We start from the raw sequence: 26,388 nt of genomic DNA, 5'->3' as shown, positions 1-26,388 counted from the left end.
CGCCGCCATCCGAGCGAAGTTTCCCGCGAGGGAGCGCCGATTAAACAACGGATTTCGCGCGGCGGCTGAAACATGGCGCGCGCTGATGGCGGGCTGTGGCAGGTCGGTGTCTGACACCCGGGGGAGATGAGCGTCGGCCTGGGTGGCTGCCTCAAGGGTGTCAGACACCTGGTGGGGCGATGGCGGGCTGTGGCAGGTCGGTGTCTGACACCCGGGGGAGATGAGCGTCGGCTTGGGCGGCTGCCGCAAGGGTGTCAGACACCTGGTGGGGCGATGGCGGGCTGTGGCAGGTCGGTGTCTGACACCCTGGGGAGATGAGCGTCAGCTTGGGCGGCTGCCTCAAGGGTGTCAGACACCTGGTGGGGCGATGGCGGGCTGTGTCAGGTCGGTGTCTGACACCCGGGGGAGATGAGCGTCAGCTTGGGTGGTTTTCTCAAGGGTGTCAGACACCTGGTGGGGCGATGGCGGGCTGTGGCACGTCGGTGTCTGACACCCTGGGGAGATGAGCGTCAGCTTGGGCGGCTGCCGCAAGGGTGTCAGACACCTGGTGTGGCGATGGCGGGCTGTGGCAGGTGGGTGTCTGACACCCTGGGGAGATGAGCGTCAGCTTGGGCGGCTGCCTCAAGGGTGTCAGACACCTGGTGGGGCGATGGCGGGCTGTGGCAGGCCGGTGTCTGACACCCTGGGGAGATGAGCGTCGGCTTGAGAGGTTGTCTCAAGGGTGTCTGACACCTGGTGCGCCGCTGGATTACCCCAAAATTGTTGGGTATTCTGCGTGATCACGATGCGCCGGCCCGCCAGCCTGCGGCTGCGCAGCCGTTCTCCGTGGTGCGCGCATCCGGCAGCCACGTCGAGTCCGGGCGATTCGCGGTTGGTCCCTCTTCAGGAGCAGCATGGCAAGAGAACGCAGGGTGCGCTTGTTGACCGTGCTTATTTCGCTGGCGGTGCTCAGCGTGGCGGTCGGCTTTTTCAATGCCATGTATGCGGGCTACCAGGCGCAGAAGACGCAGGTCGTCAAGAACACGCTCGACTCCAATCTGGCCTACGCGCAGAAGCTGGCCGACATCATCAACCTGTATATCCAGACGGGCGACCGGCAGCTCACCGCCGGCGCGAACCGCATCCAGCGGCTGGCCGATGCGCCCGGCGCGCTCCCGGGCGAACTGTCGGAACTGGCCGGCACGATAGAGGGCGTGACGGCCGTGCTGCTGGCTGATCGTGACGGCCAGATCACTCGCCGGTCCGAAGGCGGCCCGTCGCCGCTGGCCGCGATCAGGAAACTGGACGATCTGGGCGTGCGCGAGCTACGCGCGGGGCAATGGGCGCAACCGTGCTGCCTGCCCGGCGCCCGCTTTGCGACGCTGACACTGGTCGAACCTGTGCCTGGCCCGCAAAACGCCGTCTCGGGCTATCTCGCCGCCGTCGTCGTGCTGGAACACGGCAGCGGCCTGGACCGGCTGGTCGGCCAGCACGCGTATGCGGACGGCACGTCCGTGTACCTGGTCAACGGCGAGGGCCAGATGCTCTACCGGCATGGCGCGGACGCCGACATAGCGAGCGCGGTCCGGGCGCGCCTGTCGCCCGCCAAGGGGCCGGGCGTGGAGCAGGTGACGGACGCTTCCGGCGCGGCGGTGATCGCGGGGTACGCGCCGCTGGTCAAGGGCAACTGGGCAGTCGTGGTGCAGCGTCCGCTCGAAAGTGCGCTGTCACCGCTCAAGGACCTGCTGGGCGCGTCGCTGCAGTTCGCCATCCCGGCCGTGGCGTTGACCTTGCTGCTCGTCTGCGCATGCGCCTACGCGATCGCGCGGCCGCTCGCGCGGCTTTCCGACGCCTTTGCGAGCGACGAGCCGGTCGGTCCCTCGGCCTTGCGCGCCAGCACGCTCAAGACCTGGTATTTCGAGGCCGAAAAGCTGCGTCAGGCGCTGGCAACCGCGCAAGCGCGGCATCGGGACGAGGTTGGCCGGCTGAACACGGAATCGCTGACCGATCCCATGACCGGGCTGATGAATCGCCGTGCCCTGCGCGCGCGGATCGACGAGCTGGTGGCGGGCGCGGCGCCGTTCGCGGTTATTGCGCTCGATTTGGACCACTTCAAGCAGGTCAACGATGTGTACGGCCATCCGACCGGCGACAAGGTGCTGGTTGCCCTGGCGCGGACGCTGCAGGAGAACGTGCGCGCCGGTGACCAGGCCTTTCGCATCGGCGGCGAGGAGTTCGTGATGATCCTGCCGCAGCCTGGCGCGCAGGATGCGACGCAGGACGCCGCGCGGGGCGCGGCACAGACTGCGGCACAAGCGGCCGAGCGGATCCGGGCGGCCGTGGCGGCGCGCCCGATGCCCGATGGCGTGCGCGGCGTGACCGTGTCGGTGGGCGTGGCGCTGTGGCCGCGGGATGGCGTATCGCCGCAGGCCGTCATCAAATGCGCCGATCAGGCGTTGTACCAGTCGAAGCAATCGGGGCGGGATAGGGTGACGATGTGGGAAGCGGCGGCCGAGGCTTGAACACGCCCGGCCGCCGGCGGGTCAAGCGCCCGCCAGACCTGCGAAGAACCGCTTGGCGTTGGATTCCAGGCCTTCGATGTAGTAGCCGCCTTCCTGCACGATCAGCGTCGGCAGACTCAGCTCGCCGACCTCGCGGCCCAGACGTTCAAAGCCGTCTTCGGACACGCTGACCATGGCCTGCGGATCCTTTTCGAAGATGTCGAAACCCAGCGAGAGCACCAGTGCATCAGGCTGGAACAACTTGATTGCGCGGCGCGCCTGCGCCAGCCGGTCGAAGAACACGGATTCGGGCGAGCCGTGCGGCATGGGCAGGTTGATGTTGTAGCCATGGCCCGCGCCCGCGCCGCGCTCGTCTTCAAAGCCCGCGACCACCGGGTAGAAGTTCTCGGGATCGCCGTGGATTGAAACGTAGAGCACGTCGCTGCGTTCGTAGAAGATCTCCTGTATTCCCTGGCCGTGGTGCATGTCGGTGTCCAGGATGGCCACGCGCGGAAATCTCGATGTCAGCCGTTCTGCGGCGATGGCGGCATTGTTCAGGTAGCAGAACCCGCCCGCGGCGTCGCGTCGCGCATGATGGCCGGGCGGGCGGCAGATCGCGTAGGCGTTGCGGTCGCCGGCCAGCAGGGCATCGGCGCCCGCGATGGCGCATTGCGCAGACCAATACGCCGACTGCCACGTCTTGGGGCCGACCGGGCAACTGCCGTCAGCCAGAAAACGTCCGGCCTTGGCCAGCACGCCGCGCAGCGCATTGGGTTCACGCACGAAGACGTTGGACACCACCTCGCCGCCCCAGTCCCCGGGCAACTTCATCCAGTCTTCATGGGCGTCCTGCAGAAAGCGCAGGTAATCCAGGCTGTGTACCGCCGCGATCGCGCCGGCGCCGTGGTCGGCGGGCGCCTGGACGTCGAATCCCAGCTTGCGCGCCGCCTGCACCAGGCCGTCCAGCCGCGACGGCACCTCCTGCGGCGTGCGCATCTTGCCGCGTGAGAAATAGGTCTGCGGGTGGTGAAGCTTTTGATCGTCGTGGAAGAACGCCTTCATGCCTGGGACCTCGGGGTTGGTTGGCACGCCACACACGCGGCGGCCGCGGACAAGCAACCCTGAATTCTTATCCAGGGGGAGAGTGCTGCTTATGGGGGGAAACCCGGAGATAGCGCGGAGATAGCCCGGGGCATGGCCCGCAGATCACCCCAGCGGATGACCCGGCGTTCCCACCCGGCAATCGCCGTTGTCACGCCGCCACTTAATCGGGATAATTGCGACTGCTTCCTATTTAGATAATTTGCCTGGCGCCGATCCATGCCGACCCCCGATCCCTCTCCCGCCATTGCCGTGCAGCGGCTTTATGACGCGCATCACGGCTGGCTGTTCGGATGGCTGCGGCGCCGGCTGGGCAACAGCGCGGATGCGGCGGATCTGGCGCAGGACACCTTTGTCGGACTGCTCGGCGCGTATCGGCGCCGGGCCCTGCCGGACCTGCAGGAACCGCGCGCCTATCTGACCACCATCGCCAAGCGGCTGATGGTGGATCTGTATCGGCGCCTGGCCCTGGAGCAGGCCTATCTTGAGGTCCTGGCCGCGATGCCGGCGCGGCATGCGCCTTCCGAAGAACAGCGGCTCGCCGTGCTGCAGACGCTGCGCGAGGTGGACGCCTTGCTGGCCGCGCTGCCCGACAAGGTGCGGGCGGCCTTTCTGCTGTCGCAACTGGATGGCCTGACGTACGAGCAGATCGCCACCGAAATGCGCGTCAGCGTCCGCACGGTCAAACGCTACATGGCCGAGGCGTTCACGCATTGCATCCTGGCGGACGCATGACCGGCGCGGGCATGCCGATCGACCCGCGGATTGCCGGCGAGGCTGCCGAGTGGCTGGTGCGCCTGCATTCCGGGCGTTTCTCCGAATCCGATCGTCTGGCGTGCGAACGCTGGCGCCAGCGCAGCGACGAGCACGACCGCGCCTGGACGCGGGCGCAGGCGGTGCTGGCCAAGCTGGGCGGCCTGCCGCCCGGCCTGGGGCGCGCCACCGTGCACGCCACGGCCTCGCGGCGAGCGGGACTGAAGGCGCTGGCCGGCCTGATCGTGGCGGCGCCCGCCGGTTGGCTGGCGTGGCGCGCGGCGCCGGCGCAATGGACGTCCGACTACGCCACGCGCAGCGGCGAACGGCGCCGGATCGAACTGCCTGACGGCGCCGTTCTGGTGCTCAATACCGCCAGCGCGGTGGATCTGGCCTACGATGCCGCGCAGCGCCTGGTGTGGCTGCGGGAAGGGGAAATCCTGCTGCGCTCGGCGCATTCGGGCGCTGCCGATCCCCGCCCCTTGCGGGTGCGTACCGCCGAGGGCAGCGCGCAGGCACTTGGCACGTACTTCTCGGTCCGGCAGATGGACGCGCGCACCCGCGTGGCTGTCATCGAAGGCCGGGTCCGGGTGCAACCGCGCGCAGGCACGGCAGGCCTCGTGCTGGAAGCCGGCCAGCGCGCGGATTTCTCCGTGGCGGCGGTGCAGGCACCTGCCGCCAGCCCGCATTCCCCTGCGGCCTGGCTGGACGGCGTGCTGTACGCGGACAACCAGCGGCTCGGGGATTTTCTGCAGGAGCTGGGCCGATATCGCCCCGGCGTGCTGCGCTGCGATCCCGCCGTGGCCGATCTGCGGATATCCGGCGGATTTCAGGTGGACGATACAGACGCCGCGCTGCTCGCCGTGGCGCGAAGCCTGCCGGTGCGCGTGGTGACCCGGACCCGATACTGGGTCAGCGTCGTTCCCGCTTGAGGCGCGGCGCGGTCCGGCACGTTGTCATCGCCACGCTTGTCCCCTTCGCGCCTGTCACCTTTTGCGCGCTCGTCCGACATGTTCATAAAGCACCTTCGCTTGGACTCTGTCGGGATCAGCATGTCTTCAAGATTCACTCCTTCCGCGGCCTGGCCGCAGCGCCGCGCCGCCGCGGGCGCCAGCGCGCTATGTGCGGCGTTGGCCTTGGCCGTGGACGCGCCACAGGCGTACGCGCAATCCGGCGCGGCCGCGCCATCCTCGGCCGCGTCACCGCATGCAGATGCATCCGCCCGCTTCAACATCCCGGCCGGTCCGCTCGGGCCCGCGCTCACGGCCTTTGCCGGTGCGGCGCGCATCAACCTGTCGTTTGATCCAGCCCTGGCCGAAGGCCGGGCGACGGCGGGCCTGCAAGGAACGTGGCCGGTGGAGGAAGGCCTGGCCCGCCTCTTGGCCGGCACTCATCTGGCGGCGCGCCGTGACGCGGCCAACGTCTACACGCTTCGGCTGCTGCCGCCGGGTCCCACAGCCTTGCTGCCCGCCGTGCGGGTGGAAGGCGCGAACGAATCCGCCTATGGGCCGGTGACGGGCATCGTGGCGCTACGCAGCGCCACCGGCACCAAGACCGACACACCGATCATCGAAATCCCGCAAACGGTCAACGTCGTCACGCGTGACGAGATCGCCTCGCGCGGCGCGCGCAGCATCGTCGAGGCGCTGGCCTACACGCCGGGCGTCTACGCGCCGGGCGGCAGCACGGATCTGCGCTACGACAACATCTATCTGCGCGGCGGCTTCGGGGCGCGCAACAACCTGGACGGCGCGCGCCTGCCCTTCGGCGCCTACAGCTTCGGCATGCTGCAGATCGAGCCCTATGGTCTGGAACGGATCGAGGTGCTCAAGGGGCCGTCGTCGGTGCTGTATGGCCAGAACAATCCCGGCGGCCTGATCAACATGGTGAGCAAGCTGCCCACCGCCACGCCGCAGCGCGAGATCGCGCTGCAGACCGGCAGCTACGGCCGCGCGCAGGCCGCGATGGATCTGAGCGGTCCCGTCGATGAAGGCGGCGTGTGGAGCTACCGCCTGGTGGCGCTGGCCCGCGACGCCGCGCAGTCCTCGCACTACACCAAGGACGATCGCATTTTCGTGGCGCCGGCGCTGACATGGCGTCCCAGCGCGGCCACGTCGCTGAGCCTCCTGGGGTTCTACCAGGAGGACCGGCAGGTGCCGCTGTACGGCAACCTGCCCGCCGCGGGAACGCTCTACAGCAATCCCAATGGCCGCATCCCGCGCGACCGGTTTCCCGGCGAACCCGGCTGGGATCGCTATGACCGCGAGCAGTATTCGGCGGGCTATCTGTTCACGCATGCGTTCAATGACACATGGACCGTCAAACAGCAATTACGCTACAGCCACATGCGCGGCGAGGCCCGCACCGCGGTCGGCTATCTGCTGAGTCCGGTGGACATGCGGACGTGGTCGCGCACCATGACGCGCGGGCAGGGTACCGGCGCGACGCTTAACGTCGACACCCAGGCCATCGCGCGGTTCCGTACGGGCGCCGTCGGACACGAATTCCTGATGGGGCTGGACTATCTCGACATGCGCGATACCTATAAATTCGCCAACGTCATTGCCGGGGTGCCCGCGCTGGATCTCTTCAATCCTGTCTATGGCAAGCCGCGCCCGGGGCTGCGGGATCTGATCCCGCGCATCGACACGCGGCAAGACACTGAACAGACGGGCATCTACCTGCAGGACCAGATTGCCTATGGCGACTGGCTGCTGACGCTGGGCGGGCGCTACGACATGGCGCGCAGCACGACGCGGAACCAATTGACGTCGGCAAAAACGGCGCAAGACGATTCCGCCTTTACGGGCCGCGCAGGCCTGACCTATCTGATGGCGAACGGCCTGGCGCCGTACGTGGCGTATTCCACGTCCTTCGCGCCAACGGGGGGAACGGACTTCAATTCGAATCCCTTTCGGCCCGCCGAAGGCCGGCAAATCGAAGCCGGCCTGAAATACCAGCCGCCCGGCAGCGACAGCCTGGTCACGCTGTCGGCGTATCAGCTCACGCAGGACAACGTGCTGACCAGCGACACCACGCCCGGACGGCCGCCGGGCTTTCAGACGCAGACCGGCCAGATTCGCGCACGCGGCATAGAACTGGAAGGCAAGGCGAATCTGGCGCGGGGGTGGGACCTGATCGCGTCGTACGCCTATGTCGATGCCGTCGTCACGCGAAGCGCCAACGTCGATATCGTCAACGGTGTGCCGGAGTCGCGCCAGGGCAAGAAGCAATACTACGCGCCGGCCCATCAGGCGGCCGCGTGGCTGGGCTACAAGGTGCAAGGCGGCCCGCTGCAAGGGCTGGGACTGGGGGCGGGCGTGCGCTACATCGGCGCCGATTGGGGCGACCCGGCCAACACCTTGCGGATTCCGGCGGTCACGCTGTTCGATGCGGCGCTGTCTTACGATTTCGGCCAGCTGCAGCCAGCCATGCGCGGACTGACGCTGGACCTGAACGCCAGCAACCTGTTTGACCGCACTTACGTGGGCACCTGCGTCACCGCCACGGCGTGCACCTACGGCGCGGGCCGCCTGGTGCTGGCCACCCTGAAGTATGCATGGTGACACTCGTAATCGCTGCGTGCACATCATCCCCATGCACCATCAATTCCCGCACCTGCCGCAATAGCGCAAGCTGATTCAGCACCGCACTCCAGCGGGGCGAAATCAGCAACTGTTGCCACACAGGCGCCAGCGCCGACGCATCGGGCGCCTCGCCTGCGCTTACCAAGCTGGCGTAGTCCAGGCTTTCCTGCGCCGAAAGCAGTTGCATGCGGCCCGCGGCATTGAGCAGGCGCGGTGCGGCATCCGCCGGCGCATCGGAAAAGTACAGGACCGTCCTGGCGAGACCAGCCTCGTCCGCCGATAGCGCCGCCAACGCCGCGCCGCGCAGGCGCACCGGCCCTTGGTGGCTTTCAAATGCATAGATGGTCTGCGCATCCGCGTGCGCAAGAAATCGCAGGCCGCGCAGCAAGCGAGGCAGGTCGGTCGTTGCGGCGTCCGTGGATGCCTTGGCCTCCACCAACAGGCAAACATCCCAAACGGGATCCGATGCATCACCGGTGGTCTGGCGCAGCAGCGCCACGTCCCATTCGGTCTTGGCTCGGTCGGCATTGCCGGGTATCGACGCGGGCACGCGCATTGACGTTGCAACCCGATAGGTATCGCCCGTGATGGAAGCCAGATGCGTGGCCAGCGCGGCAATAGCCTGCTCGGCCAACGCTTCGACGGCGATGCCGCGGCGGCGCGCGTCCAGACCCTGCGCGGCGGCCTGCGGCGTGCCGGGCCGGGGACCTTGCCGTTGCCAAAGGGTTTGATAGCGCTGGACCAGCGGATCCGACGCCAACGCGTCCAGCCGCCGCAAACGCGCCAACGCGGGATCGTGCAACAGCCGGTTCAGCGGGCCGGCAATCGCCGGGTCCGCCGCAGTGTCTGAAGATGGCGCGGCAAGGAATGCTTGCGCGCCTCGCGTCAATGCGTCCCAGTCCTCCGCCGCAGCCGCCGCATGCAATGACGCAAGCGCTTGCACGAAAGGCCCGGCCGGCATCCCCCGCCGTTTGCCCGGATGCGCAAACGCATCCACGGCCGTACGCACCGCGCGCCTGTCTGCCTGCGCGTGTGCCGATAGCGATGCGTGTTCGCGCACCAGATGGGATTGATGCCGCAGCACCATGGCCTGAAACGCAGAGTCTCCGCCGCGTTCGCGCAACGCGTCCCGAATCAGTTGCGACAGTGCGCCTAAGAACAGGCGCTCAGAAGCCGGTGGCGGCGCCGCGCCAGCACTTAGTGCAACGCGGGCCTGTTCGATGGCGATGGCAAGCGCCGTCGCCGGGTCGGAATCTTCAAGCCCGCTGGGGGCCGCGGGCAGTGGCCCCACGCAATAGCGGCGCGGGATGGCGCGCAGCGTTTGGTCCAGCAAGGAAAGCGGCAAAGCAGAGGGCATGAAGATTCCGTGTCATGTCCGGCCTCGCTACCAAGGAACGATCGACAGGGCGACCGAAGCGACGACGACCACAACAATAATCGTGAGGATGTGATTTGTACGCATATTCTCTCCTTTAAGCCACCGTGCAACACTACCGTCTTACGTTGCCCGCCGTCTGCAACTGAACTTTTAATTTCTCATCGGATGTTAGCGGCGTGTTTGTCGAGCACTTTCATGCGTCCTCGCGGGGTATAACCAAGATCATGCGGCCGCGAAATCGTCGCGCCGCGCCGATCGGGAGGTGCCATGCGCGACATCGTGCAATTGCGTCCGGAAGGCCTGTATTGCCCGGCCGGCGGCTTTCATATCGATCCGTGGCGGCCGGTCGAAGTCGCCGTGCTCACGCATGGCCATGGCGATCATGCGCGCCCGGGCATGGGTCGTTACCACACCAGCGCCGAAGGCTTGCCCATCCTGCAATGGCGGCTGGGCGACCAGGACTACCGGGTTCATGCATACGGCGAAGCCTTCACGCTGGGCAATGCGCGCGTGTCGCTGCATCCGGCGGGCCACGTGCTGGGATCGGCGCAGGTGTGCATCGAAGTCGATGGCGAGGTCTGGGTCGTGTCCGGCGATTACAAACGCCAGCCCGATCCGACATGCAGCCTGTTTGAAGTCGTGCCCTGCGACACCTTCATCACCGAGGCCACCTTCGGCCTGCCCATCTACCGCTGGCCCAGCGCCTCGGACGTGGCGCGCGATATCGTGCAATGGCGCGACCACTGCGCCGCGCGCGGTGAGGCCGCCATTCTCTATTGCTATGCCTTGGGCAAGGCGCAGCGCGTGCTGGCCGAATTGATGCCCTTTGCGGATCGGCCCGTGTACCTGCACGGCGCGATCGCGGCGGGCGTGGATGTTTATCGCAAGGCCGGCGTGCCGCTCGCCGACACGCGTCTGGTCATCGACGCGGACAGTCCTTCTGCAGCCTCGGGAACGGGATTTGCTGGGGAGTTGATCCTGGCGCCGCCGTCGGCGGCGGGCAGCGCATGGTTGCGGCGTTTTCGCAAGGCGCAGCACGGTTTTGCGTCGGGCTGGATGCGGCTGCGCGGCAACCGGCGCCGCCGCAATATGGATCGCGGCTTCGTCGTGTCGGACCATGCGGATTGGCCGGACCTGTTGCGCACCATCCGCGACACCGGCGCCAAGCGCGTCATCGCCACGCACGGCGACACCGAGGCGCTGGTGCGCACGCTGAATGAGTCGGGCATCGCCGCGGAGACGCTGGTGACGCAGTATGGCGAAGACGACTAGGGCGGGCATCGAACGCCTTCAAGATCGACAGGGGAACGGACGCAGGCATGAAGCGATTCGCGGCGTTGTATCAGGAGCTTGACCGCAGCACCGCCACCTTGGACAAGCGCGCGGCGCTGGTGGCGTACTTCCGCGATGCACCGCCGCGCGACGCGGTCTGGGCGCTGTATCTGTTGGCAGGCGGAAAGATCACGAGCACGCGCAAGAAGATCGCTGGCGTGGGCGAGTTGCGGGCCTGGGCCGCTGACGCATCCCGCACCGCGCCCTGGCTGCTGGACGCCTGTTATGACCAGGTCGGGGATCTGGCCGAAACGCTGGCGCTGCTGGTCCCGGATCCGGAGGTCGCCGCGCCGGATCGCGGCCTGGCTGACTGGATCGAAGAAATTCTCTTGCCCATCGCCAATCGCGATGAGTCCGAGCGGCGCGAGGTCGTCGTCTCGGCCTGGCTGGGATTGCCCTACGCAGAGCGCCTGGTCTTCAACAAGCTGCTGACCGGCGCGCTGCGCGTCGGGGTGTCGCAGCGCATGGTGCAGCAAGCGCTGGCCGAAATGTCGGGCGTGCCCATCGCCCGTATTGCGCAGCGCATGCTGGGCGTGTGGTCGCCCAGCCCGGCGTTCCTGCGCGATCTGCTCAGCACCGAGGAGCTTCCCGGCGACCGTCAGCAGCCGTATCCGTTTTTCCTGGCGTCACCGCTCGAAGGCGATCCCGCCGTGCTCGGGCCCATCGACGAATGGCTGCTCGAATGGAAGTGGGACGGCATCCGCGCGCAGCTCATCCGGCGGCGCGGCGAGGTCTCCATCTGGTCGCGCGGCGAAGAGCGGCTGGACGGCCGCTTTCCGGAGGTTGAAGCGGCGGCCGCTGCGCTGGACGTGGACTGCGTCATCGACGGGGAGCTGCTGGCCTGGCAGGACGGCAACACGGATCCCATGCCGTTCTCGGCGCTGCAAACCCGCATCCAACGCCTGAAACCCGGGCCCAAGTGGCTGGCCGAGGCGCCCGTGCAGTTGCTGGCATATGACCTGCTCGAACTCGAAGGCGCCGACCTGCGCGAGTTGCCGCAGGCCGAACGGCGCGCGCGGCTGGAAGCGCTGCTGCGCCGCCATTCCGACCCGCGGCTGCGCATGTCGCCGGCCGTCGCGCCGTCAAGCTGGGACGAGGCCCACGCGCTGCGCGGCGAGTCGCGCGAGCGCGGCGTTGAAGGATTCATGCTCAAGCGCCGCAGCGCGCCGTACCAAAGCGGCCGGCGGCGCGGCGACTGGTGGAAGTGGAAGATCGACCCGCTCACCATCGACGCCGTGCTGCTGTATGCGCAATCCGGCCACGGCCGCCGCAGCACGCTTTATACCGACTACACCTTCGGGCTGTGGGAAGGCGACGCGCTCGTGCCCATTGCAAAGGCCTACTCGGGCCTGGACGACAAGGAGATCCTGGAGCTGGACCGCTGGCTGCGCGCGCACACGCGCGAGCGCTTCGGTCCGGTGCGTTCGGTCGAACCGGTGCAGGTCTTTGAACTGGGATTCGAAGGCGTGAACGTGTCCAAACGGCACAAGTCGGGGATCGCCGTGCGCTTTCCGCGCATCTTGCGCTGGCGGCACGACAAGCCGGCGGATCAGGCCGACCAGCTCGACACGCTGAAGGCGCTGGCACGATGAGCGGCGCGGCTCGGGGCTGGGACGCGCCGCTGGTTGCGTGGTTCACGGCGCGCGGCTGGAAGCCCGCGCCATTTCAGCGCGAGACGTGGCGCCGCTATCTGGATGGCGAGTCGGGCCTGTTGCACACGCCGACAGGCAGCGGCAAGACGCTGGCGGCATTTGGCGGTCCGCTGCTGGAGGCGCTTCAGGAAGGCACACCCGAAGGCACACCCGAAGGCACACCCGAAGGAACACCCGAAGGAACACCCGAAATCACGCGGGCGACAGCGGCCACGGGCGAGGGCCCGCGCGTGCTGTGGGTGACGCCGCTGCGCGCGCTGGCTGCGGACACGACGCGGGCATTGACGCAGACCGCGAGCGAGCTGGGCATCGACTGGACCGTGGCGTTGCGCACCGGCGACGCCAGCGCGCGCGACAAGCGGCTGGCGCGGCAGGGCAAGGCGCACGTGCTGGTGATCACGCCAGAATCGTTGGCGCTGCTGCTGTCTTACGCCGATGCCTCGCTGCGCTTTCGCGCCCTGCGCAGCATCGTGGTCGACGAATGGCACGAACTCCTGGGCAACAAGCGCGGCGTGCTGCTGCAACTGTGCCTGGCGCGGGTCCGCAAGCTGTCGCCAGCAGCGCGCACGTGGGGGTTGTCCGCCACGCTCGGCAACCTGGAGGAGGCCCGTGCGGTGCTGCTGCCGCAGGCGCCCGGCAGCGCGCTGGTGGCGGGCGCCAAGCCCCGCAAGATCCAGATCTCCACCTTGCTGCCCGAACGCAGCCGTGCGCTGCCGTGGGCAGGCCATCTGGGGCTCTCGCAGCTCGAACGCGTCTTCAAGCGTCTTTTCGATGTGCGCGCCACGCTGCTCTTTACGAACACGCGCGCGCAAGCCGAACTGTGGCATCGCGCGCTGGAATCGATCTGGCCGGAGGATCCGCGCACGCTGGCGCTGCATCACGGCTCGCTGGATCCCAAGTTGCGCACTGCGGTCGAGCAAGGGCTGCGCGATGGCACGGTGCGCTGCGTGGTGGCGACGTCCAGCCTGGATCTGGGCGTGGACTTTCCGGCGGTGGATCAGGTGCTGCAGATCGGCAGCCCCAAGGGCGTCGCGCGCCTGCTGCAACGCGCCGGCCGCGCCAAGCACCGGCCCGGCGAGTCCGGCAACGTGGTCTGCGTGCCCGCGCAGGCGCTGGAACTGATCGAGTATGCCGCGGCCCGGCAGGCGATCGCGCGCGGCGAAATCGAGTCCAGGCAGCCGCCCATCGGCAGCCTGGACGTCCTGGCGCAACACGCTGTGACGCTGGCGCTGGGCGGCGGCTTCGAGGCCGGCGAGCTGTACAAAGAGGTTCGCGGCACGCATGCATACGCCACGCTCGACGCCGATACCTGGCAGGCCGTGCTGGATTTCATCGTGCAGGGCGGACGCGCGCTCGCAAAGTATCCGGACTACCACCGCGTCGTGCGCGATGAAGACGGCTGCTACCGCGTGCACGACCGGCGCATCGCGTTCCGGCATCGGCTGTCGATCGGCACCATCACGTCGGACGGGGCCGTGGCCGTGAAGTATTTGCGCGGCGGCAGCCTGGGGTCGGTCGAGGAAGGGTTTCTGGCGCGCTTGCGGCGCGGCGACCGGTTCCAGTTTGCGGGCCGCACGTTGGAACTGGTGCGGCTGGAAGGCATGATCGCCTACGTGCGCCGCGCCAAGGGCGGCGACGGGCCCGTGGCCACGTGGCAGGGCGGCCGCATGCCCTTGTCCACGCAGTTGGCGAGCGAGGTCGAAAGCCTGTATTCCCATCCGGGTGCGCATCCGGAAATGCGCGCCGTCGAGCCGCTCCTGCGTATCCAGGAACAGGCCAGTGCGCTGCCCGACCACGGCCGGCTGGTAGCCGAACTCATCAAGACGCGGCGCGGCTCGCATCTCTTCCTGTTTCCATTCGCCGGCCGGGCCGTGCACGAAGGCATCGCCGCGATCGTCGCGCTGCGCTGGGGCCGGCGGCAGCCCAACACCATCTCCTACACCGTCAACGATTACGGCCTGATGCTGACGCTGGCCGAACCCGCCGCGCTGGACGACACGTTGCTGCGCGCGCTGCTCAGTCCCGACAACATGGCGGACGACCTGCGCGACGGCGTCAACCTGGGCGAAATGGCTCGCCGCCAGTTCCGCGAGATCGCGCGCGTTGCGGGGTTGTTGACGCCGTCGCTACCTGGTCAGGCGGCGCGCTCGCTGCGGCAGGTGCAGGCGTCCAGCGGGCTGCTTTACGACGTGCTGCGCCGCTACGACCCCGACCATCTCTTGCTGGCGCAGGCAGAGCGGGAAGTCTTTGAGCTGCAATTGGAGGCGCCGCGCCTCCTGGCCGCGCTGCAGGACTGCCAGCGCCGCGAACTGGCCTTGTGCGAGCCGCGCGCGCTGACGCCGCTGTCGTTTCCGTTGTGGACGGAAAGCTTGCGCGGGCAGCTCAGCACCGAAACCTGGCAGGCACGCGTCAAACGCGCCGCCGAACAACTGGAGAAGCGCTATGCACGCATCGCCTGAGGCAGGGCTTGCGCTGGCGCTGGCCGGCGAGCCCGTCGTGCTGCTGGGCGCGCGCGCCTTGCACTGGCCGGCGCGGTCCCGGCTGGTCATCGCGGACCTGCATCTGGGCAAGAGCCATGTCTTTCGCCAGGCGGGGATCGCCGTGCCGCGCGGCGCCACGATGGACGACCTGCGGCGCTTGTCGGACCTGCTCACCGCCACGGCCGCCACGGAATTGCTGATCGTCGGCGACGTCCTGCACGGCCCCGCCGCGCAGGCCGCCTGGCGCGATGCGTGGATCGCGTGGCGCGAGGCGAATCCGGCCGTGGACGTGGCGGTGCTGGCCGGTAACCACGACCGCGCGCTGGATGCCCCGGCGCTGGGCATGCGCCAGCTGGGCGAGGGGTGGGCAGATGGCCCGTTCCTGTTCCGCCACCTGCCGACGCCGGACGCGCAGGGCCGGCACGTGATCGCCGGCCACGTGCATCCGAAAACGCGTGTGCCGGGCGTGCCGCGCAGTTGGCCGGCATTCTGGATGCGTCCGGGGATCACCGTGCTGCCAGCCTTCTCGGATTTCACCGGCGGGCATGCGGTGCAGGGCGGGCAGGGCGCGTCGCTGGTCGCGTGCGTGGAGGGCGATGCGTTGCCCTTGGGATGGACGCCGCCGAACGTGGCGTGACGGGCACGGCGTTTGCTACGTAGGGGTGCACTCCCCGCGTGCACTCGCCCATCCCGTCTGTGACCCGCACCATGACCGAACGCCCAGGCCTGTTATCCCAACCGAATTTCCCGCTTCAACTGATCGGCGAGATGCTGGCCGATGCGCACGCGCCGATTGATCCGGGCCGGTGGCTGCGCGCGCTCGTGGAGCAGGGATGCGATCAACTGCCGCTGCCCGGCTCGGGCCGCACGCTGGACCGTTGGCAGGCGCTGGCTCGCGTGGCGGCGTCTGACCTCAGCCTGGCCAAGCTATTTGAGGGCCACACCGATGCCCTCGCCATCCTGGCGGAACTGCGTGCGCCCGCGCCACCGGCCCGCAGCCGCTGGGCGGTGTGGTGCGCGGAGCCGCCGGACCACCGCGTCCAGATCCTGCCTCGGCCGGATGGCTCGGTAGTGCTGCAAGGCGTGAAGGCGTGGTGTTCGGGCGCGGCAGTGGTGACGCACGCGCTGGTGAGCGGCTGGAATCCCTCGGGAGAGGCGTGTCTGGTTGCCGTGGCAATCGAACAGGACGACGTCGAAGTGACCGATTCCGGCTGGCATGCCGTGGGCATGCGCGCATCGGCGAGCGTCGACGTGGTCTTTCGCGACGCGCCGTGCACGCTCGTGGGCAAGCCGGGCGACTACGTGCATCGTCCGGGATTTTTGCAGGGCGGGGCGGGCATCGCCGCCTGCTGGTATGGCGGACTGCTCCACATCGCGGAGTCGTTGCGCCGAGCATTGCCCCTGAATGCCGCCGATCCTCACCGGCTGGCGCACCTGGGCGCCGTCGATGTGGCGCTGGTGCAGGCGCGGGCGGTGTTGCGCGCGACCGCCGCTGAGATCGATGCGCACCCGCGGCAGCCGTGCGGGTTGGCTTGCGCCCGCGCGCGTCTGGCGGTGGAGTCGGCTGCGGCAGAGGTAATTGGACGGGCTGCGCGCGCGCTGGGTGCGGGGCCGTTATGCCGCGATCCGGACTTTGCGCAGGTGATGGCCGATCTGCCGGTCTTTCTCCGGCAGAGCCATGCGGAACGCGATCAGGCGGCGCACGGCCAAGCCGTCCTCGATCATGGAGGCGTGCCATGGGCGCTGTAGCCGCAGACCATTTCGAGCGTCTGTATCGAGCCGACCCCGATCCCTGGCGCGTGGCAAGCGCCTGGTACGAACGCCGCAAGCGCGGTCTCGTGCTGGCGGCGTTGCGCCGCGAACGCTATCGCCACGCCTTCGAGCCGGGCTGCGGCACGGGGGAGATGACCCGGTGCCTTGCGCTGCGCTGTGCGCGCGTCTGCGCGGTCGACGTCGCGCCGGCCGCGGCCGCGCAGTGCCGAACCCGCATGGACGGCGAGGGCATGGACCACGTGCAGGTCCTGGCGCTGGACCTGCCGCGGCAGTGGCCCGACACCCCGGCGGGCGGCTTTGACCTCATTGTCGTGTCGGAAGTGGCGTATTACCTGGACGACGCCGCGCTCTCCCTGTTCCTGAGCGGTGTCGATGCATCGCTTGCAGAGCATGGTGAGATCGTCGCCTGCCACTGGCGTCCGGATTTTGCGGACCGCCTCCAACCCACGGACGCCCTGCACGCGGCGATTGGCGCGCTGTCCGGCCTTGCGCGGGAAGTGCATCACGAAGAGGACGCGTTCCGCCTGGACCTCTGGCGCAGACAACCCCAAGGAAGCCATTCATGATCGGCGTATGCATTCCTGCGCACAACGAGGAGCGCTATATCGGCGCATGCCTGCGGGCCGTCACGCGCGCCTCGCGCCATTCGCGTCTTGGCCGCGAAGCGGTGCGTATCGTCGTGGTGCTGGATCACTGTGCGGATGGGACGGCGCAACGCGCGGCGGGCTGGCCGGTGGATCTGCTGACGGTCCAGGCGCGCAACGTCGGCCTGGCGCGCGCGGCGGGCGCGCAGCACCTGCTGGATGCCGGCGCACGCTGGCTTGCCTTCACCGACGCCGACACCTGCGTATCGCCCGGCTGGCTGGCCGACCAGCTTTCGCTGAATGCGGAAGTGGTGTGCGGCACGGTTTCAGTCGCGGGATGGGAAGCGCACGGCGCGTTTGCGCAACGCGCACGCCGGGCGTTCGCGGCGCACTACCACGATCGCGACGGCCACCGGCACGTGCATGGCGCAAACCTCGGCGTCGCAGCGCCCACGTACCGGCGCATTGGCGGATTTGCGGCGTTGAACTGCAGCGAAGACCAGGCCCTGGTCGACAAGCTGGAAGCCGGCGGGGCGCACATTGCATGGACCTGCCTGCCACGCGTCACCACGAGCGCCCGGCCATACTCGCGCGTCGACGGCGGCTTCGCCACCGCACTGCGCGGGGAGTGGGACGCAGCGGCGATCGGCCCCGGCACTCAGGCGGATCCGGAGGCGGAGGGGCGTTCACCGTCCTGCCATTGCTTGTGATACGCGATCAGCTGCGCCAAGGCGTGCGCTGCGCTGGCCCGGCGAATGGCGTTGCGGTCGCCGTCGAAGCGCGTCGTCTCGGCATAGATTGCGGGCGAGGCGTCGGCCGGTCCCGCTTTGAACACCCATGCGTAGCACTGCGTACCGGCGGGAACGTCGGGGTCGGTATCGTCGGTGACGCCCGTGTTTGAAATCGCCACATTCGCCGGGCTGTTGCGGGCCGCGCCCAGGGCCATTTCCCGCGCCACGGCTTCACTCGTGAGATTGTGGCGTTGCAGCGTCCGGGCGGTCACGCCCAGGCACTTTTGCTTGGATCCCGGCGAGTAGGCAACGAACGCGCAGTCCAGCAGCGCGCCCGCGCCTGGGATGTCGGCAAGCGTGGCGGCAATCAGCCCCGCCGTGCAGGACTCGGCCGTCACCAGTTTCAACGAATGCTCATGCATGTAGGCGGCGACTCGTTCGATGGCATTCATGCCCGTCCCTCCTGAGTGAACACCCGCGCCCAGCAAGCCGCGTGCCGCCTGCCGCGTCATCTATCCGGGGGTTTGTGGGCCACAGCCACGCCCACCGACCCGCACGGCAATCGGTATTTGCCGCCTCCCAGCCACGTGACGGGCTCGCCCGTCGGCAGGGTGCAGACATAGATGGGGACGCCGGATGCTTCCTTGCTTCTCCTTGCGATCAAACGCCGTTCTACGCGGCATGTGGAGCGATCGGGGAGTTTTACGATTACATCGGACAGCCTGGATCCTGAAGCCATATTGATCTCCTGAATGTCGTGTGTCGTTATGCCGGATGCGGTTGTTCTGCCTTGCCACGGCGTTCTGACCGCATGGGCCATTCTTAGCATCGCGGCGGCCTTTGGCCTATCGGCCATACAGCGTGGACCCGCCGCGGCCCGCTGCACGATGTGCGCCCGGCACAACACTTGCTGCGAAGAACGGACGGGCAGGCTATAGGTGCGCGTTTCGGCTCGCACCCAGCCTGCTTGATTCGCAACTTGCAACGGGAGAGACGATATGAGCAGAGACCCGAGGAATACGTCGAACTATCGCGGCGACCGGGAACCGTGGCAGGACCCCGCGCCCTCGTACGGATATCAGGGCGAAGGCACGCGCCAAGGCGGCGCGCGCGACACCCGCGAGCCGGTTCGCAGCCGTAGTGCCGACCCCGGCCAAAGCAGCTACGGCGGCTTTTCGAACGAAGATCCCTCGTTCCAGCGTCAACAGGTTTATGGCCGTGAGGATCGTGGCCGGGACCGCGCTTATGGCGGCCGGGATCAGGCCTACGACGGTCCCACGTCCTTTGGCGATGACGAAGGCGGTTACTACGGCGATCGTCCGGCATGGCGCGAAGAATCCATGTCGTTCGAGACCGCCGAACGGGGCGGCTACAACCGCGGCCCGACCGCGTGGCGGGATCGTGCATCGCGCCGGACCGATCCCAAGGGCTACATCCGTTCGGACGATCGCATTCGCGAGAACGTGTGCGAAGCGCTGGCCCATAGCGGCCTGGACGTGAGCGACGTCTCGGTCGCGGTTCTGGACGGCCATGTCGTGCTGGAGGGCACCGTTCCCAACCGGCGCACCAAGCACCACGTCGAGGATTGCACGGTGGAGTGCGCGGGGGTGAACGATGTCGAGAACCGCATCCGCGTTGGGGGCGGAATGGGCTCGAATTCAGGCGCGAGCAGCTCGGGCCCTGGCAGCACCGGCAACGTCGGAACTGCGAAGGAATGACCGGTCTCCGATACGAACCACGATGACCCTGACGAAAGGAGCAGACCATGACTAAACACAAGGACAGCACCCGCGAAACGGATAAGCCGGACCGCAGCCAGGACGACACGCCCCGCGAATCGCAGGCAAGTCACGGCGATACGCAGAACCGCACCAAGAAAGAGGGCCACACCACGCAGATCGGCACCGGCCAGGATCAGCAGAGCCAGCGCAATCGCGGGCAGGGCGCCCGATCCAAGCCGTGACCTCGCAGCGCCGCTCGCGTGCGGACGGTAACCGATGACGCCTGACGCATTGTGGGATTTTCTGCAGTGGCCGGCCATGGCGGCGTCGCTTGCCGCCGCCTGGCTGGTCGCGTCCCGCAGCGCCGGGCGCCGCACCGCGGGCTTCTGGGTCTTCCTGGCCAGTAACGTGCTGTGGGTGGCCTGGGGGCTTCACGATGACGCCTGGGCGCTTATTGCGCTGCAACTGGGACTGGCGATCCTGAACGTGCGCGGCGTCCTGAAAAACGACCCATAGGGTTCCTGCCCGCGCGGCCAAAGGCCTATACTTTTCCCCATCACGCACGCTCCGGCGCACGGCACAGGGCGTCTGCCGCCTTCCCCCGCGCGGCGTTCGCCGGGCAATCATGTGCACAGGGTCATGGCCCCTTTTCCAAGGAGGCAAATCCCATGTCGCGCCCCAGCAGATAGACGGCTTGCTTTAGACGCTGTTTGTAAATACATCGCCTTCAAGGAGATGTGTGATGAACAAACTGTCCAGCAGCACCTTGGAAAGCCTGCGCACCTCGGCGCGGGGCCCGGTCCTGTCCGCCGGCGACCCCGGCTACGACGAGGCCCGCAAGATCTGGAATGCCACGGTAGACCGGCGGCCCGCTGTCATCGCGCGATGCGCGGGGCCCGCCGACGTGCGCCGCGCCGTGGATTACGCACGCGAAAACCAACTGGTGATTTCCGTGCGCGGCGGCGGCCACAACATCGCGGGCACCGCCGTCTGCGATGACGGCATGATGATCGACCTGTCACCCATGAAATCGGTGCGCATCGACCCCGTGCGCGCCAGGGCCTTTGTGGAGCCGGGCGCCACCTTATCGGACCTGGATCACGAAGCGCAGGCGTTCGGCCTGGCCGTTCCCTTGGGCATCAATTCCACGACCGGCGTGGCCGGCCTGACGTTGGGAGGCGGTTTCGGCTGGTTGACGCGCCGGTTCGGCATGACCGTCGACAATCTGGTGTCCGCCGATGTCGTCACGGCGGACGGCCAGCTGCTGCACGCCAGCGAATCCGAAAACCCGGACCTGTTCTGGGCGTTGCGCGGCGGCGGCGGCAATTTCGGCGTGGTCACGATGTTTGAATTCCAGTTGCATCCCGTGGGTCCGGAGGTCTACGGCGGATTGGTGGTGGTGCCGCTAGAACAGGGCCGCGAGGCACTGGCGCGATACCGCGATGCGCTGCGCTCCATGCCGCCGGAGCTCACCGTGTGGGCCGTGCTGCGGCAGGCGCCGCCGCTGCCGTTCCTGCCGGCATCCGTGCACGGCAAACCCATCGTCGCCTTCGCATCGTGCTACACCGGCGGCGTGGACAAGGGGCCGGATGCCTTGCAAGTGGTGCGCGGCCTGGGCGAACCCTACGGCGAACACCTTGGGCCGATGCCTTACGCGGCCTGGCAGAAGGCGTTCGATCCATTGCTGACCCCTGGCGCGCGCAACTACTGGAAGTCTCACAACATCGCGGAATTGGAGGACGGCCTGATCGACGCCGTCGTGTCAGCGGTCCAGAACGTGCCGTCGCCGCAGTGCGAAATCTTCTTTGGCCACATCGCCGGCGCGGCGATGCAGGTGCCGGTGTCCGCCACCGCGTATCCGCACCGGTCCGCGCAGTTCGCCATGAACGTGCACGGACGCTGGGACGATCCGAAGGACGATGAACGGTGCATCGCCTGGGCACGCGACATCTTCAAGGCCACCGAGCCTTGGTCCCAAGGCGGCGTGTATGTGAATTTCCTGACGCAGGACGAGACGGCAAGGGTGGGCGCGGCCTATGGCGAAAACTTCGACCGCCTGGTCCAGGTGAAGACCCGCTACGATCCGCACAACCTCTTCCGGCATAACCAGAACATCAAACCGGCCGCGCCTTAAAGCCTTGGAGCGACGCGTCAGCCGGGCCGGCGGGATGCGGCATGGGACCGGCCCCGCTGTTTGCGCCGCCAGATCAGGACGCCTGCGCGCCTGACCCTTACTCCAACTTGATATCCGCCTTGCGCGCAACCTCGCGCCAGCGCTGCAGGTCTTCCTGCAGTTCGGCGCTGAATTGCGCCGGTGTGTCCAATACCGGTTCCACGCCGCGCGTGACGAGCGCTTGCCGTGCCTCGGGCGCCTGCATGCCGCGTTTGATGGCCTCATAAAGCCGATCGGCTAGCGCGGGGTCCAGCTTCGGCGGTGCCAGTACGCCAAACCAGGTGGTGGTCTGGAATCCCGACACGCCGGCTTCCTGGACGGTGGGGATGTCGCGGGCGGTGTTCGACCGCGCGGGGCCCGTGACGGCAAGGGCGTGCAACTGGCCGCTCTGGATCAGCGGCAGCGAAGAAGGCAGGGTGTCGAAGTACGCCTCGACACGGCCGCCGATGAGGTCGGTGATGACCTGGCTGCTGCCTTTGTAGGGAACGTGCTGGAAGTTCGGCACGCCCGACGATTGCACGAAGAGTTCGGCCGCCATGTGCGTGATGTTGCCGATGCCGGCGGAGCCGTAGGGGACCGGCGTACTGCGGCTCTTCGCGTACTGCAGGAATTCGTCCAGATTCCTGGCAGGGAGCTTCGGGTTTACGACCAGCACCAGGGGCGTATAGCCCACCTGCGTGATCGGGGTGAAATCGCGCAGCGGGTCATAGGGCAGCTTAGGCGAGAGCGCCGGACTGATGGACTGGGACGCCGTGACGCCCAGCAGCAGGGTGTAGCCGTCCGGCGCGGCCCGCGCGACTTCGGCCGCGGCGATGGTGCCGTTGGCGCCGGCCTTGTTGTCGACGACCACGGTGGCCTTGAGCGCATCGCCCAGGCGCTGCGCGACTTGGCGGGCCACGAAGTCGGCACCTCCGCCCGGCGGAAAGCCCACGATCAGCCGTATGGGACGGTCGGGATAGTCCGCGGCAATGGCGGGAGCGGCGGCGCACAGCATGCCGGCGATGGCGGCCTTGAACAGGCCCGGCATAATCTTGAGCTTCAGCATTTGCAGTCTCCTCGATTCTGGTCGGGCGGTCTGTCGCGCCCTGTTCGGTCCGGCGTGCAACGCGCTTTATACGCGCCTCACGCCTGCTTGCGTACCGGCGCCCAGGCAAAATCGCCCGGCTGGCCGGCGCAAGCGGCGCCGCTGTCGATCAGCGCGCCGCATTCTTCGCCGGTCAGGCCCGCTGCCATCAGCACGTCCCGCGTGTGTTCGCCCAGGTCCGGCGGCGGCAGGGTCGCCACGCCGTCGTCGGCAGCATGCAGACGAGGAAATTCCGGCACGTCGAAAGCCAAGTCGCGGTATCGGACGTTGCGCAGCTTGCCCGGCTGGCGCGCCTGGTCCGCGTCCAGCACGCGCTCCAGCGGCAGGACTTCCGTGCTGCCCACCCCAGCCATCCGAAGCCGCGCGGTAGCGTCGTCGAACGTATGCGCGCCGATGGCGGTTCGCACGATGTCCTCGACGCGCTCGCGCGCCTTCTTACGATCCTTCAGCGCAGCCAGCGAGGCGTCCGCCGCCTCCGGCAGCGCCATGGCTTGGCAGAACTTGAGCCAGTGTGCGTCGGTGAGCATCAGCAGGTACATCCAGCGTTCGTCGGCGGTCAGGTAGGCGCCATAACCCGGCATGCTGAATTCGCCGTGCGGTTCGCGCTCTGGCCGACCCAGCAACTGGGTCTTGAGCTGCACGCCAACAAGGTCTCGCGAAGCGACGTGCAGGCCGGTCTCGTACAAGCCGATTTCCACGTGGCCGCCTTCCTGCGCGGCTTCGGGTTGCAGCATGCGCGCCAGGATGCCGATGACGGCATAGGCGCCCGCGAACTGGTCGTGGTAGGACGGGCCCAGCCGGCTGGGACGGCCATTGATGCGGTTGGCTTCCATGACGCCCGTCGACGCCTCGGCAACCGGGTTGGAGGCCAGGTCGTCGGCCTGCGGGCCCTCGGCGTAGCCGCGGATGTGGCAATAGATCAGACGGGGATTGATGGCCTGGCATTCGGCCTTGGTGAGTTTCAGCTTGCGAGCCGCCTTGGGCGCCAGGTTGTGCACGAACGCATCGGCGGTTTCCAGCATCCTGAGAAAGGCGGCGTGGCCATCGAGATGCGCCAGGTCCAGGCACACGCTCTTCTTGCCGTGGCTGTAGGCAATGAACGTACCGCTGGGGCCGCCCCGAACCAGGCTGCGCGTGGGATCGCCGCGCGCCGGCTCGACCTTGATCACTTCGGCGCCCAGTTGGGCAAGGATATGGGACGCAAACGGGGCGGCCAGCATGGTGCCCAATTCAATGACGCGGCGGCCCGCAAGGGGTGGAGTGTGCATGGTGTCTCCTGGCGTGGTTCGTGAAAGAATGCATTCTATATGTTGAAAGTTTGGGCTGGCGAAGCGTTTTTGCTAGGGAAAGCCCGTATTTTTCAGCCCGCACAAATATATAGAATGCATTCTTAGTCGCACAGCAGACGGCGGCACCTAAAGATCCACCAGGAGACAACCGTGCACAGAAGGACATTCCTTTCGGGCTGCGCCGCGGCAGCGTCGATTTCGCTTCCGAGCTGGGCGCGCGCGCAGTCCGCATCGCCCGGCATCGACGCGGCCAGCAAGACGGTCACCGTCGGCGCCTTCACCCCCATTACCGGTCCCGTCCCGTTCTATGCAATTCTTTCCCGCGCCGCGGACGCCTGCTTCAAATGGGTTAATGAAACCGACGCGCTGAACGGCTGGAAGATCAAATTCGTCACCTATGACGATGGCTACGAACCTGCACGCAGCGTGGCCGTCACGCGCCGGCTGGTGGAAGAGAACAAGATCTTCGCCTTGGCTGCGCCGGTGGGCACCGCCCAATCGGTGGCGGTGATTCCCTACGCCAAGGAAGTGGGGCTGCCGATGATCGGCCCCATCGGCGGCGCAACGGCGCTTTTTGCCGAACGGCTGGTGTTTCCGCTGTTGCCCGATTACGGCTGGTCCGCGGCGTCCAACCTGGAATATGCCTTCACGGGCCTGAACGCCGGCCGCGTCGCGTTGCTATGGGAGAACGACGAACTGGGCCGGTCCGCCAAGCGCGGCTTCGACATGCTCATGGCCGCCAACAACAAGCAGGCCGCCGAATCAATTCCCTTTGAGGTGCGCAGCACCGACTTCACGCCGCACGTGCGCCGGATCGCCAACGCGAAGGCGGACGTCGTGATCCTGTTCGGGTCGAACGCCAACCTGGCTGCCGCGCTCAAGACCGCCGACCGGCTGGGTTACCAGGGCAAATGGATGGCGCCATTCTTCACCGCCGATCCCACCACGTACAAGCTGGCCGGCCCGCTGCTGGACGGCGCCTATTTCTCGTCGTGGCTGATGCCCGTTGATGCGGACGACGCCAACATCAAGGCCTACCGCGAAACCGTCGCCAAGCTCTACCCGAACGATCCCATCGGCGTCTTCGGCCTGAACGGCTGGAGCAACGCCGCGCTTTTCGCCAAGGGCTTCCAGATGCTGCTGGCCAGCGGCAAGCCCTTGACACGCGCGAACATGGTGGACGTGATGGAGACCATGACGGACCAGACCGTCGGCGGGGCGCGGCGGGTCACGTTCAAGCCGGGCGACCACCGCGGCGCGCGTCAGGAGGGGATCATCCAGGCCGTGTCCGGCGGCAGCTTCAAACTGGTGCGGGACTTCAAGCCCTATCCGGCCGACGTCTTCGACGCAAAACCGGCCTAGGCCGGTACACATTGAAGGAGTGCCCGCGTGAGCAACGCATTTGACGAATGGATTGGCCGCGAAGAGACGCATACGCAGCGCATCGACGCGGCGGCCGTGCAGGCCATGGCGGCTACGTTGGACCTGGCGCGCGCGCCCGGTGTGGGCGAGCCGCTGCCACCCGGCTGGCAATGGCTGTTCTTCAACCCGGCAGCGCGACGCAGCGGGCTGGGCGCCGATGGGCATCCGCGGCGCGGCGGCTTTCTACCGCCCATTGAACTGCCGCGCCGCATGTGGGCGGGCAGCCGGATCGCATACCCCGCGGACTTGCCGATCGGATCGGAAGCCACGCGGCGCAGCCGCATCGCCAAGATCGAGAACAAGGTTGGCAAGCGCGGCTCTCTGTGGTTCGTGACGGTGGAGCACACGACGCAAAGCGAGGGGACGACGTGCATTGTCGAGGAACAGGACATCGTCTATCGCGAAGCGCCGCCGCCGGGCTCGTCGGCCGCGGCGCCCGCGCGGCACGAGGCTGAAGGCCGTTGGGGCCGTGAGGTGCGCCCCGACACGACGCTGCTGTTCCGCTATTCCGCGCTGACCTTCAACGGCCATCGCATCCATTACGACCAGGCATACGCCCGCGATGAAGAGGGCTATCCCGATCTGGTCGTGCATGGCCCGCTGACGGCGACGCTACTGCAGCAGCTTGCACTGGACCAAGGGGAAGGACGGCAACTGGCCCGCTTTGAGTTTCGCGGCGTCAGCCCGCTGTTCGTATCACGCGCCTTTCGCATCGAAGGTCACATGCAGGAAGACGGAACGTTAGCGCTGTGGGCGCGCGGACCCGGCGGTGAATTGGCGATGTCCGCCACGGCGGTGTTGCGCTGACAGGTGGCGCGGCCACGGATGAACAACGACAGGAGACAAGA

The 26,388-nt window shown here is 67.6% G+C and carries 22 protein-coding genes; 17 read left to right on the top strand and 5 right to left on the bottom strand.

Going from position 1 to position 26,388, the window contains the following annotated elements; genetic code table 11:
• Nucleotides 1–893: 893 nt before the first annotated feature.
• The gene (locus AC6LJW_RS04445; RefSeq protein ID WP_498086602.1) at nt 894–2,501 is read left to right on the top strand and encodes a GGDEF domain-containing protein; all 1,608 of its coding nucleotides are present in this window, start codon (nt 894–896) and stop codon (nt 2,499–2,501) included.
• A gap of 21 nt (nt 2,502–2,522) precedes the next feature.
• Here the strand turns inward: AC6LJW_RS04445 and AC6LJW_RS04440 are convergent, their stop codons facing one another.
• A complete protein-coding gene (locus AC6LJW_RS04440; RefSeq protein ID WP_498086601.1) occupies nt 2,523–3,542 on the bottom strand; it encodes a histone deacetylase family protein in 1,020 nt (339 codons plus the stop codon).
• A gap of 258 nt (nt 3,543–3,800) precedes the next feature.
• On the opposite strand from AC6LJW_RS04440, the gene AC6LJW_RS04435 reads away from it, so the two are divergent.
• From AC6LJW_RS04435 to AC6LJW_RS04425, 3 genes are all read left to right on the top strand, one after another.
• Nucleotides 3,801–4,316, top strand: a complete 516-nt coding sequence (locus AC6LJW_RS04435; protein WP_056564011.1) for a sigma-70 family RNA polymerase sigma factor — start codon at nt 3,801–3,803, stop codon at nt 4,314–4,316.
• Between the two features lie 11 nt (nt 4,317–4,327).
• Nucleotides 4,328–5,266 (top strand): FecR domain-containing protein, encoded by a 939-nt coding sequence (locus AC6LJW_RS04430; RefSeq protein ID WP_427987566.1) that lies wholly within the window; start codon nt 4,328–4,330, stop codon nt 5,264–5,266.
• 120 nt (nt 5,267–5,386) lie between these two features.
• Nucleotides 5,387–7,900: a TonB-dependent siderophore receptor gene (locus AC6LJW_RS04425; RefSeq protein WP_498086599.1), complete on the top strand. Its 2,514-nt coding sequence runs from the start codon at nt 5,387–5,389 to the stop codon at nt 7,898–7,900.
• Here AC6LJW_RS04425 and AC6LJW_RS04420 read toward each other — a convergent pair.
• The gene (locus tag AC6LJW_RS04420; protein ID WP_498086598.1) at nt 7,833–9,278 is read right to left on the bottom strand and encodes a 3-deoxy-D-arabino-heptulosonate 7-phosphate synthase; all 1,446 of its coding nucleotides are present in this window, start codon (nt 9,276–9,278) and stop codon (nt 7,833–7,835) included. The two genes, AC6LJW_RS04425 and AC6LJW_RS04420, sit on opposite strands and share 68 nt — an antisense overlap.
• Before the next feature lie 288 nt (nt 9,279–9,566).
• Between AC6LJW_RS04420 and AC6LJW_RS04415 the strand changes: the two genes are divergently transcribed.
• From AC6LJW_RS04415 to AC6LJW_RS04385, 7 genes are all read left to right on the top strand, one after another.
• Nucleotides 9,567–10,571 (top strand): ligase-associated DNA damage response exonuclease, encoded by a 1,005-nt coding sequence (locus AC6LJW_RS04415; RefSeq protein WP_498086597.1) that lies wholly within the window; start codon nt 9,567–9,569, stop codon nt 10,569–10,571.
• A gap of 47 nt (nt 10,572–10,618) precedes the next feature.
• A complete protein-coding gene (locus AC6LJW_RS04410) occupies nt 10,619–12,223 on the top strand; it encodes an ATP-dependent DNA ligase (protein WP_498086596.1) in 1,605 nt (534 codons plus the stop codon).
• Entirely contained in the window at nt 12,220–14,742 is a 2,523-nt protein-coding gene (locus AC6LJW_RS04405; RefSeq protein WP_498086595.1) for a ligase-associated DNA damage response DEXH box helicase, read from the top strand. Before AC6LJW_RS04410 ends, AC6LJW_RS04405 begins: the two co-directional genes overlap by 4 nt.
• Nucleotides 14,726–15,400, top strand: coding sequence for a ligase-associated DNA damage response endonuclease PdeM (gene pdeM / locus AC6LJW_RS04400; RefSeq protein WP_056563991.1), 675 nt, complete (start codon nt 14,726–14,728; stop codon nt 15,398–15,400). The genes AC6LJW_RS04405 and pdeM overlap by 17 nt, the downstream gene beginning before the upstream one ends.
• Before the next feature lie 71 nt (nt 15,401–15,471).
• Entirely contained in the window at nt 15,472–16,512 is a 1,041-nt protein-coding gene (locus AC6LJW_RS04395) for an acyl-CoA dehydrogenase family protein (protein WP_498086594.1), read from the top strand.
• The gene (locus AC6LJW_RS04390; RefSeq protein WP_498086593.1) at nt 16,500–17,102 is read left to right on the top strand and encodes an SAM-dependent methyltransferase; all 603 of its coding nucleotides are present in this window, start codon (nt 16,500–16,502) and stop codon (nt 17,100–17,102) included. Before AC6LJW_RS04395 ends, AC6LJW_RS04390 begins: the two co-directional genes overlap by 13 nt.
• Complete coding sequence (locus tag AC6LJW_RS04385) at nt 17,099–17,830, top strand: glycosyltransferase family 2 protein (RefSeq protein ID WP_056563982.1); 732 nt, start codon at nt 17,099–17,101, stop codon at nt 17,828–17,830. The genes AC6LJW_RS04390 and AC6LJW_RS04385 overlap by 4 nt, the downstream gene beginning before the upstream one ends.
• Here AC6LJW_RS04385 and AC6LJW_RS04380 read toward each other — a convergent pair.
• Nucleotides 17,779–18,303 carry a CinA family protein gene (locus AC6LJW_RS04380; protein WP_056563978.1) on the bottom strand — a complete coding sequence of 175 codons (525 nt, stop codon included), beginning with the start codon at nt 18,301–18,303 and terminating at the stop codon, nt 17,779–17,781. The two genes, AC6LJW_RS04385 and AC6LJW_RS04380, sit on opposite strands and share 52 nt — an antisense overlap.
• Before the next feature lie 546 nt (nt 18,304–18,849).
• Here AC6LJW_RS04380 and AC6LJW_RS04375 point away from each other — a divergent pair.
• The 4 genes from AC6LJW_RS04375 to AC6LJW_RS04360 all read left to right on the top strand — a co-directional run bounded on the left by AC6LJW_RS04375 (nt 18,850) and on the right by AC6LJW_RS04360 (nt 21,706).
• Nucleotides 18,850–19,569, top strand: coding sequence for a BON domain-containing protein (locus AC6LJW_RS04375; RefSeq protein ID WP_082578878.1), 720 nt, complete (start codon nt 18,850–18,852; stop codon nt 19,567–19,569).
• Nucleotides 19,570–19,616: 47 nt separating this feature from the next.
• Complete coding sequence (locus tag AC6LJW_RS04370; protein ID WP_056563975.1) at nt 19,617–19,814, top strand: hypothetical protein; 198 nt, start codon at nt 19,617–19,619, stop codon at nt 19,812–19,814.
• Nucleotides 19,815–19,848: 34 nt separating this feature from the next.
• Nucleotides 19,849–20,088 (top strand): hypothetical protein, encoded by a 240-nt coding sequence (locus tag AC6LJW_RS04365; RefSeq protein ID WP_056563971.1) that lies wholly within the window; start codon nt 19,849–19,851, stop codon nt 20,086–20,088.
• Between the two features lie 226 nt (nt 20,089–20,314).
• Complete coding sequence (locus AC6LJW_RS04360; RefSeq protein WP_498086592.1) at nt 20,315–21,706, top strand: FAD-binding oxidoreductase; 1,392 nt, start codon at nt 20,315–20,317, stop codon at nt 21,704–21,706.
• 97 nt (nt 21,707–21,803) lie between these two features.
• Here AC6LJW_RS04360 and AC6LJW_RS04355 read toward each other — a convergent pair whose 3' ends face one another.
• The gene (locus tag AC6LJW_RS04355; RefSeq protein ID WP_498086591.1) at nt 21,804–22,790 is read right to left on the bottom strand and encodes a Bug family tripartite tricarboxylate transporter substrate binding protein; all 987 of its coding nucleotides are present in this window, start codon (nt 22,788–22,790) and stop codon (nt 21,804–21,806) included.
• 77 nt (nt 22,791–22,867) lie between these two features.
• Complete coding sequence (locus tag AC6LJW_RS04350; RefSeq protein ID WP_498086590.1) at nt 22,868–24,097, bottom strand: CaiB/BaiF CoA transferase family protein; 1,230 nt, start codon at nt 24,095–24,097, stop codon at nt 22,868–22,870.
• 171 nt (nt 24,098–24,268) lie between these two features.
• Between AC6LJW_RS04350 and AC6LJW_RS04345 the strand changes: the two genes are divergently transcribed.
• On the top strand, nt 24,269–25,480 hold the full coding sequence (locus AC6LJW_RS04345; protein WP_498086589.1) for an ABC transporter substrate-binding protein: 1,212 nt from the start codon (nt 24,269–24,271) through the stop codon (nt 25,478–25,480).
• A 27-nt stretch (nt 25,481–25,507) separates the two neighbouring features.
• Nucleotides 25,508–26,347, top strand: a complete 840-nt coding sequence (locus tag AC6LJW_RS04340; RefSeq protein ID WP_498086588.1) for an HTD2 family dehydratase — start codon at nt 25,508–25,510, stop codon at nt 26,345–26,347.
• Nucleotides 26,348–26,388: the final 41 nt, after the last annotated feature.

The organism is Achromobacter sp. 1012554356 (assembly GCF_059760815.1).
The sequence above is the reverse complement of the archived record's forward strand: the minus strand, read 5'-3'. Positions and strand labels throughout refer to the sequence as shown.